The following is an 8,332-nucleotide window of genomic DNA, read 5'->3' on the forward strand; positions in this document are numbered from 1 at the left end:
CGATGTAATGGGGCGCATTCGTATTGAAGGAGCCGGTAACACCTCTAAACGAGTACTGGACTTTAACCCCAGCTCGTCAGGATTTGGTAAAAACCCTGCCCAGTTGGACGTTATCACAGTGCCACATTATGACAATGAACCCAATTTCTTCGCGGAGTACTTTCCCAATCAAACAGGAGCTAAATAAACAATCTGAAGAGGTCAGAAAAGCACAAGAGGAAATCAGAAAGGCACAAGAAGAAATTGCCCGCATACGCGCTGACTTAGAGTTATTGGAAACCGCGCAAGACTTTAATGATGCCGTCAATCTGTTCAAAGATGCACCAGTAGAACAAGCGGATACTAAACGAAGTGGCAAAAAGTAAAGGTTTCCAGTTCGACAAGTCCGCCAAATATGTATGTTAAGGCCGCCGCATGATACGCATATCCGCCAAAACCTTGAAGCCTTCCGTCGCTGGAAGGCTAACCCCGATGCTGAAATAGACGAAATCATCAACTACCTGCTCCGAATAACGCCTCAAACCGAAGCAATGATCGCAGGCTCCGCTTTTCATAAAGTGTTGGAGAACGCTTCAGAAGGTGTATTAACTACAGTACAACTTTGATGATTTCACATTTGACTTCACTCAAATGGAAGGTGAGCTGGCACTACCAGAGCAAAGGGAACATAAGCTAACTCTGGAGTCAGAAGTCGGTGGGGGAAAAGGTGACTTTTGTCGGTGTCGTCGATGCCATAGATAACATGACCATTTATGACCACAAGTTAACAGCCTCTATCGACCCCCGAAATTATACTGACAGTCTTCAATGGCGCTGCTATCTGGATTGGTTTTGGAATGAATAGATTTACCTACAACCTTTTCCAGAAGTATCAACCGTACAACAGCCGGGTACCTATATCATCAAGCAATTTCATGCCAATCACATTTTATGCTTACCCGCGCAGTTGCATAAAGACGTCACCGATGCAGCAACTGAATTTGTTCAATTCGTTAAAGAGTTTCGTGCCTGAACTTGTTAAATAAATAGCTACATTACTCTATTTGTCTCAGTTAGCTGGGGCATTTCAATCTTCACAATGAAATACCAACTTATCTACGCTGATCCGCCGTGGATATATCGCGATAAAGCCATAGCTGGCAATCGTGGGGTGCAGGATTTAAATACCCCACATTGAGCATCATTGCTTGAAGTCGCTGTTATTTGTCCTGAGTCTGAATCTAAAAGCCGCCACTAACAACAACCGGGAAATATGCATTAGTGGCGGAACTCAAGCGAAAAACAGAGGAATATCCCATACAAACAAGAGGGAGATATGACAAGCAGAATAATCGATCGAAATAAACAATGAAATCAAGATTATTATAATGTGACAGGAATCACAAAACAGAGGATTCAAGAGTAACCACTGATGAATAACCTCAACGAGCTAATAGCCAGAGTAAAGAGCGATTATGTAAATGGTGAGTTAATAGTGAATAAAAGTGTTTTGGACATGTGCTGTGGCAGCCGCATGTTTTTGGTTCAATAAGAATGATCCGCGTGCAATTTTCAGTGATATACGTGCTGAAAAACATCAACTGTGTGATGGACGCAGCTTAGTAATAAACCCCGATGTCATTGCTGATTTTCGTACATTACCGTTTGCCAACGCATCATTTCCCGTTGTGGTATTTGACCCGCCACATCTTGAACGTGTTGGTGAAAATGCCTGGATGAGAAAGAAGTACGGCAGTTTAAATAAAGAAACGTGGCGTGACGACCTTCGCGCCGGATTCACAGAAGCATTTCGTGTACTGCGGCCACACGGTGTGCTTATTTTTAAATGGAACGAAACCCAAATACCAATTAACCAGATTTTAACTCTCACAGACGAAAAACCCATTATCCGGCAACGAACCGGAAAGAATGACAAAACTCACTGGATTATTTTTGTAAAGGAGTCAAAGCAATGAGCAAAATTAACTATCAGACGCTGCTGGATGAGAACGCTCGTTTACGGGCGGAGCGCGACGCGCTTCGTGAAGGCGAAATGGGAAACGCGACGCATAGTAACACTCGTGCTGCTGCCGATATCTATTTTCAGTTGGTAGAGGAATGCCAGATCCCACCTGGTAGTTCGCTGGTTGCGTATGTTGATAACCTGCGCGAGACACTGGAAGCCGCAGAGAAACGGATCGCTGAATTAACTCGTGAAGCCGAAAATACCAAATATGAATGGGCCGAAGCACAACCTGCAAGCACGCAGTTCAAACCAGTAGCCGACCTCTACGAATTGCAGTTCGAGAACGGCCAAACGTGCGCCTATCACACAGACTCAGCCAAAGCGGTTCAATGGCTTAATACTTGCGAAAGCAACAAGGTTATTGAATACGTCAACCTTGAGCGACTACAGAAAGCGATTAATAGCTATTCGAATCAAGGGAGAGAGTGAATGGCATGTATTCGAATCCCAAACGGAATCATAACAATCACGCCACTTTACCGCCTGCGGCTTGATGATGGGAGTTGTGTCTTCATGGACTGGCACCCATATTGTGGCCCGACATTTTTCCGCGACAAACATGGGTGTCGGTTAATTGATGACTGGCACGAAAATTCACTTATTTGCAAAGCACTGGAGTGGTTTATAGGTCGAGGAGAAAGGGCATGAAAGAGTTAGATAGTTTTACTGTAGAGAGACTGGAAGAGTTGGCCAGAGCAAAAATGATTTCCGGTCATGATATCGCCGATATCCGAGCACTAGCCCGAATCGCATTAGATGTAAAGAAGGCTGAACCTGTGACGTGGTGGACTGGGCCAGAACCAACCCTAACTGGTGAGACTGAAAGCTTCCATGACCACGAAACAGGTAGTCATTATCTTCCGCTTGTTGTCTCACTCAGCGCTTACAACACCAGACCACAATTGAACTCTCCGGAGATACCGAAAGACTGGCCAACAGAGGACATGGTCATAACACCTAAAAACTGGAAGCTAGTGCCATCATGCTTAACTCCAGAAATGAAACTTCAAATGCACACCCTTTGTAATGCTGATTGCCCTGAATGTGGCAAAGAGTTTGCTGTCGATGTAACTAATAACATTGAGCAGTCATGGGCCGATATATTGGCCGCAGTCCCTGAACCGGAGACTCATGAATGCTAATAGGATTCGCTCTATTTGTTAGCGCTTGCGGATTTGACGCCTGTGATGCCCTCCCCGTTACTGATGATATCTACCCTACTCGATTTGAATGCCAACAAGTGATAAATGCTATTCACGTGCGCAGGCCAAATGCTGTGCTGATATGTTCGGAAGTTTATCGGGAGGAGGATGTGTAATGAGTTGGCCTGATGCATTTGCATGTGTTGGCGTGGTTTGGGCGATTGCCTATATGTAGGTACATTAATATAAAGAAAGAATTCCCGTTTAAATCCCTCCCAAACTTCTACATCAAACACTCAATAAGTAGCCTATGACATCTCATACGATATGTTTAATTCGTAGACGATGCTGTCCTGCTACCACGTGATGATTACAGATAAGGAGAAACAATGCTCACACTCGAACAGTGGAACAGAACACTCCCTAAACCCAGAAATTTGGACACAATACGCCGCTGGGCTAGAAACGGGCAGATATGGCCGCCTCCGATTTTTGATGGACACCAATATTTTGTACAAGAAAATGCCATAAAGCTACTACCCAAACAGCAATATAAACCAGTCAATAATTTAATAACAAGAATTCAGAATGGCACGTAATAGAAATCACGAACGGCGTGATCTACCACCAAATCTATATGTAAGGAATAACGGATATTATAGTTATCGAGACCCAAGGACGGGTAAGGAGTATGGACTCGGCAGGATAAAGCGTGATGCGGTGAACCAGGCTATCGAAGCAAATTTACAGCTTATGGATAATGTATCTGCAAGACTGATAGAAAGAATATCTAGCGACTCCGCTATGCTGTTCCACGATTGGCTTGATCACTACGCTAAAATTATTGATGCGCGAGGACTAAAGCCAAAAACACTAAAAGAGTACCGATGCAAACTACGAACTCTTCATTCAACTATCCGTAATGTTCCTATCGATAGTATTACAACAAAAGACATAGCCGGGGTGTTAACGCCATATATAGTTGCAGGAAAAGCTGCAATGGCTAAACAAACACGAATGTTGCTATTAGACATATTCAGGGAGGCTATTGCTGAAGGGTATATATCATCAAATCCAGTGGATGCCACCAAAAACCCTCGTTCTGAAATTAAACGCTCTCGGCTTTCGCTTGATGATTATAAAGAAATATTTAAAAGCTCATTAAAGTTGCAACCGTGGATCCCCTTAAGCATGGAAATTGCACTCTTAACCGGCCAGCGGGTTAGTGATATCAGCAAAATGAAGTGGAGCGATATTCGTGATGGAATGTTATGGGTAGAACAGCAAAAATCTGGGGCTAAATTAGCTCTTGATGTAAACCTCTCACTTAATGCTCTGGGAATTTCATTTAATGAAACCTTGATACGATGTAAATCACAATTTGGAGGATGTGACAATCTCATCGCGTCCCATAACAAATTACAACTATCCACCACCGCAATTTCCAGAGGTTTCGCTCGTGCAAGGGATTTATCAGGATTATCATGGGATAAAGCCCCACCTAGCTTCCATGAACTAAGGAGCCTCTCAGCAAGACTATATACAGAAGAAAAAGGGAGTGAGTTTGTGCAGCGTTTACTGGGGCATAAATCATCCATAATGACAGCTAAATATCAGGACAGCCGTAGTAGCGAATGGGTGCATGTGTCTATATGATTTTGATTTTATTTTGAATAATAATGAACACCTTACGTTAACCATTTAATTAAAAAGTATTTTTTTTAGGAGTAACTAATAAAAATTTAGACAACGCAATTTAAAAATTTAATTTATATATCAATACCATACAAATATTTTAGCACAAAAAATGAACTACCTTTTATGCTAAAATAAGGCATTTCAGGTCAATATAAATCAATGGGTTAGATATCCATTTTGACCTGTAATTAGATGGCTGCTAGCCCCTCAAATGTGGGGCTTTTAGGACACTTACCTCCCCCTACCACAAAATCCCGCACTTGTTTTAAGTCCGTTAGCCCTTCCACTTCATCTTTCATTTCCCTTTACCGCTGTTGACATCCTCCACACCCTGAAGGACATGGATTCCTGCTACATTCAGGCTGTCGCTTAAATCATTTCGGTGGGTTCCTGTTTCAACGGGCCGCCTACCTGCACCATCCCTACACAGGCAAGCACGTCATGTCCCGCCGCAAAAATATTACGAGCTCCGTTTACATCGGCGTTCGCTGTATATCCACACTGCCCCCCCAAGGACGGCTACGCCATCCTCACTATCTTTCCCCGCTCTGAAGGCGGGGGGTGTCGCGCACCGTGTCATCTGGCGCATATTCGCAATTGTTTTCATAGAAACCGACAGTGGATTCTGAATAAAGCATATTATTTTCCTATTGATAACCACAGTGCCTTAGCGCCACTAGCTGCACTATCACCATAGTGAGTAATTCTGATACTTGTCAGCACAGCAGAAGGTACATATACGTTGTCGGGGGAAGCCCCTTGGGCGGAATTAAATATCGCACCAGACCAGTAGTTTCCTTCTGAGTAAGCATGTGGCAGGGTAATGACTACACTTGCATTATTTGATGGGATCGTCCATGTTCCCCACTGAATAATATGTCCGGTTGGAAATTTTATGTGATTAGCATCACCTGAAAAACCAAGGTAGCTTATCAGTGCAGTGAGACTCTCTGATGAAAGTAAGTTCTTTCCGACTTGTGTTAAGTCAACTAATCCCGCCGCTTTATTACTTGTGAAATACGGCAATTTGTTCGCTGAAGCAACTAATGCCGACAGCGCTGTAAGATTTTGCGATAATTTTTGTTTATCGCTCAATAATACATCAATGCCAAGTTTTTTAATTGCCTCTTCTGCTGTTGTCGCTCCCGTTCCTCCAGCATCAATTGAGGCTGGAATTTTCCCTGTATTTTTGTTTGCAAAATACCATCCAGTGTTATCAATTCTCAGATAGGTATCATCATTAGGCGAAAAAATACGCGTAGCATCTGCTGCCTGCTGGAATTTTCCTAAACGAAGGTTTTTGACAAAGAGTGCTGGGTCGGGAATATCAGCACCATTCTGGTTTTTTTGTAATGCCCCCACTGCCAGATTGACGGTCTCCCGCAAATCAAGATTATCAACAAAGCGTGGTTTGTCAGGGATATCCGCACCATTTTGCTCTTTCTGTAAAAAAGTCTCGTTTACCTCTCCTCGACTGTATATATCAAGATTTCTTCGTGCTTCAGCTTTATTACTTAAATCGGAGAGATTTTTAATAATATTAAGATAACGCTCATCCAATTGTGCTTTCGCATTATTAAATAATGCTGTAACTAGAGATACTTTAAGTTTATCCAGATTACCATCATCTAATATATCATCACCTGAATTTTCAGCCATAAACTCAGCAACGACGTGAGAAATAACAGATGATTGTCGCCAAACTTTATTAAGTTGTTCACTTCTGGCAATACCGGATTGAAAACCATTTATAACTGCAATCAACTCATCGAATTCGGCTTGAGTAAGTACATTGGCATTTTTACCAATAGCAAATGCTTTAAATTCATTTTTAGGCATATTATCCCTCGATAATATCGTAATTCACTGTTATTCCTAAAGGCTTTATTGAAAGGTATCCTTGTTTGATAATTTCTTTCGTGATGTTGTCTACTTTTTTTCCCTTAACAGTCACGGTCATTGACATATCGCCATTATCAATAAAACTAATATTAAAGTCTCCATTTGGGTAAATACTATCTAAAATACCAGGTAAAGACTCACATGTTCCATCCCAATTATTTGCACCTATTTTTGCTCTCAATATCGTACGATAACTAACATCATCTAAATCTAAATAACCAAATTCAGAGTCATACCTATTTTTCCAATAACCATAATCAAACCCTAAAGCGGGGCTATCTAGCGTAAAAAAATAATCATCTATCGGGGCTTTAATTCTACGACTTCGCCCCACCCACTCACCAATAATATCTAATTGCTTACCTACTGCCTTGTCTAAATCAAAAATAGTTATCAGCGAGTTAGCCACATCCAAACCACGGCTAAAAGCGTCGGTTATAGTTTCAATGGTTAAGTGATATTTCGGTGCGCTACGCTGGTTGGATGGGATTAATTCAGAATACCGATTGGTCATGAAACCACCGTTACTACCTTCACATTCTCAGGCTTACACGTTGCCACTTGATTAAACGCAATATCAATATTAACTACTGATACTGATTGTGATGTTCCAATTTCAATAGATAAAACGTTGTACGTTTCACCACCAGATGAATTGCTTAAGTTGGCAGGAACAAATAAACGAGATAAATAAACATCATCCCCCATATAGAGTGAATTAATGTATTCACTCACGGATGAAGAAATAGAATTCCCTATATCAGTTGTGTACCCTGCCAGCGGTTTAATTTTAATCTCTACAAATATTGGTATCTGTTCTGGCCGAAAAAATTTAATAATCTTTTCATTACCATATGCATCTTTAATCGTTTCAATTGTGGTGCCATAAGTCGGGATGCCAGGTGTTTTCTTTAACGCGATTGTCTCTGCAATCGCTTTAGAATCGCCGCCCTCCACCACACAAGCAATACTGTATGCTGGTATACCTATATCACTTACAGTGTTCGTGTCATTATCGTAAACACATTGGCGCGTCACGCCGTTTAAATTAGCCAGTGCGCCCCGTAGCCCATCAATAACGGTTCGAGATGGCATAGCTACAGATTGTGCTTGCCGTATCCGCAGTTCTGTATCTTTTTCAACATTTCGCCCAACCACTGCTGCTTGCGGGTTAGTCACTGTTTGCCACCCAAGCGTTGGTGTGGCAATTTCGATAATATCTCCCGCCATAGCACTGATCGCCCCACTAGTCTGGCATACGGCAGTTGCTACAGCCTCACCATGTAAATCTAACGTCACCGACTCCGGTAGCTGCCAGACATTACCAACTTTATCTCTTACAGCTCCATTTTTAATGACTGTTCCAACCCGGCCTGATAGCAATAGATCTACCGTTGAATAACTACCAGGCTTGCGTGAGATACCGTTTATCTTAACGTTTCTGGATAGCCCCTCACCCACCGCAGTTGATGGCTAAATGAGTTATAAGCGCCAATTACCGCGTTATTGCATCCATGCATCGCATAGGCAATCAGAGAAAGCAAAACACCATCTTTACTATCGGGTTCAATATAAATATCTTCGC

General features: G+C 42.2%; 8 protein-coding genes and 5 pseudogenes. 9 read left to right on the top strand and 4 right to left on the bottom strand.

Features of this window, described 5'->3' with window-relative positions:
• From DX162_RS22480 to DX162_RS22055, 9 genes and pseudogenes are all read left to right on the top strand, one after another.
• A pseudogene (locus DX162_RS22480) lies at positions 1-187 on the top strand (ATP-binding protein); the annotation flags it as partial.
• The gene (locus DX162_RS22005; RefSeq protein ID WP_115155913.1) at positions 129-365 is read left to right on the top strand and encodes a hypothetical protein; all 237 of its coding nucleotides are present in this window, start codon (positions 129-131) and stop codon (positions 363-365) included. The pseudogene DX162_RS22480 and the gene DX162_RS22005, both read left to right, overlap by 59 nt.
• 713 nt (positions 366-1,078) lie before the next feature.
• Positions 1,079-1,185 (top strand): annotated as a pseudogene (locus DX162_RS22020) (MT-A70 family methyltransferase); the annotation flags it as partial.
• A gap of 310 nt (positions 1,186-1,495) precedes the next feature.
• Positions 1,496-1,955, top strand: a pseudogene (locus tag DX162_RS22025) (class I SAM-dependent methyltransferase).
• A gap of 35 nt (positions 1,956-1,990) precedes the next feature.
• A pseudogene (locus tag DX162_RS22995) lies at positions 1,991-2,434 on the top strand (hypothetical protein); the annotation flags it as partial.
• 215 nt (positions 2,435-2,649) lie between these two features.
• The gene (locus DX162_RS22040) at positions 2,650-3,147 is read left to right on the top strand and encodes a hypothetical protein (RefSeq protein ID WP_004393614.1); all 498 of its coding nucleotides are present in this window, start codon (positions 2,650-2,652) and stop codon (positions 3,145-3,147) included.
• Positions 3,141-3,323 carry a hypothetical protein gene (locus DX162_RS22045; RefSeq protein WP_032821300.1) on the top strand — a complete coding sequence of 61 codons (183 nt, stop codon included), beginning with the start codon at positions 3,141-3,143 and terminating at the stop codon, positions 3,321-3,323. Before DX162_RS22040 ends, DX162_RS22045 begins: the two co-directional genes overlap by 7 nt.
• A 213-nt stretch (positions 3,324-3,536) precedes the next feature.
• On the top strand, positions 3,537-3,746 hold the full coding sequence (locus DX162_RS23000) for an excisionase (RefSeq protein WP_032821299.1): 210 nt from the start codon (positions 3,537-3,539) through the stop codon (positions 3,744-3,746).
• Positions 3,736-4,803 carry a site-specific integrase gene (locus DX162_RS22055; RefSeq protein ID WP_004393613.1) on the top strand — a complete coding sequence of 356 codons (1,068 nt, stop codon included), beginning with the start codon at positions 3,736-3,738 and terminating at the stop codon, positions 4,801-4,803. Before DX162_RS23000 ends, DX162_RS22055 begins: the two co-directional genes overlap by 11 nt.
• Before the next feature lie 411 nt (positions 4,804-5,214).
• Here DX162_RS22055 and DX162_RS22060 read toward each other — a convergent pair.
• The 4 genes and pseudogenes from DX162_RS22060 to DX162_RS22075 all read right to left on the bottom strand — a co-directional run.
• Positions 5,215-5,346, bottom strand: a pseudogene (locus DX162_RS22060) (RNA-guided endonuclease InsQ/TnpB family protein); the annotation flags it as partial.
• Between the two features lie 138 nt (positions 5,347-5,484).
• The gene (locus DX162_RS22425; protein WP_004393465.1) at positions 5,485-6,684 is read right to left on the bottom strand and encodes a gp53-like domain-containing protein; all 1,200 of its coding nucleotides are present in this window, start codon (positions 6,682-6,684) and stop codon (positions 5,485-5,487) included.
• 1 nt (position 6,685) lies between these two features.
• Positions 6,686-7,261: a DUF2612 domain-containing protein gene (locus tag DX162_RS22070; RefSeq protein ID WP_032821220.1), complete on the bottom strand. Its 576-nt coding sequence runs from the start codon at positions 7,259-7,261 to the stop codon at positions 6,686-6,688.
• Positions 7,258-8,208: a baseplate J/gp47 family protein gene (locus DX162_RS22075; RefSeq protein ID WP_244916319.1), complete on the bottom strand. Its 951-nt coding sequence runs from the start codon at positions 8,206-8,208 to the stop codon at positions 7,258-7,260. Before DX162_RS22075 ends, DX162_RS22070 begins: the two co-directional genes overlap by 4 nt.
• Between the last annotated feature and the right edge of the window lie 124 nt (positions 8,209-8,332).

Source organism: Yersinia kristensenii, from assembly GCF_900460525.1.
GTDB classification, from domain to species: Bacteria; Pseudomonadota; Gammaproteobacteria; order Enterobacterales; family Enterobacteriaceae; genus Yersinia; species Yersinia kristensenii.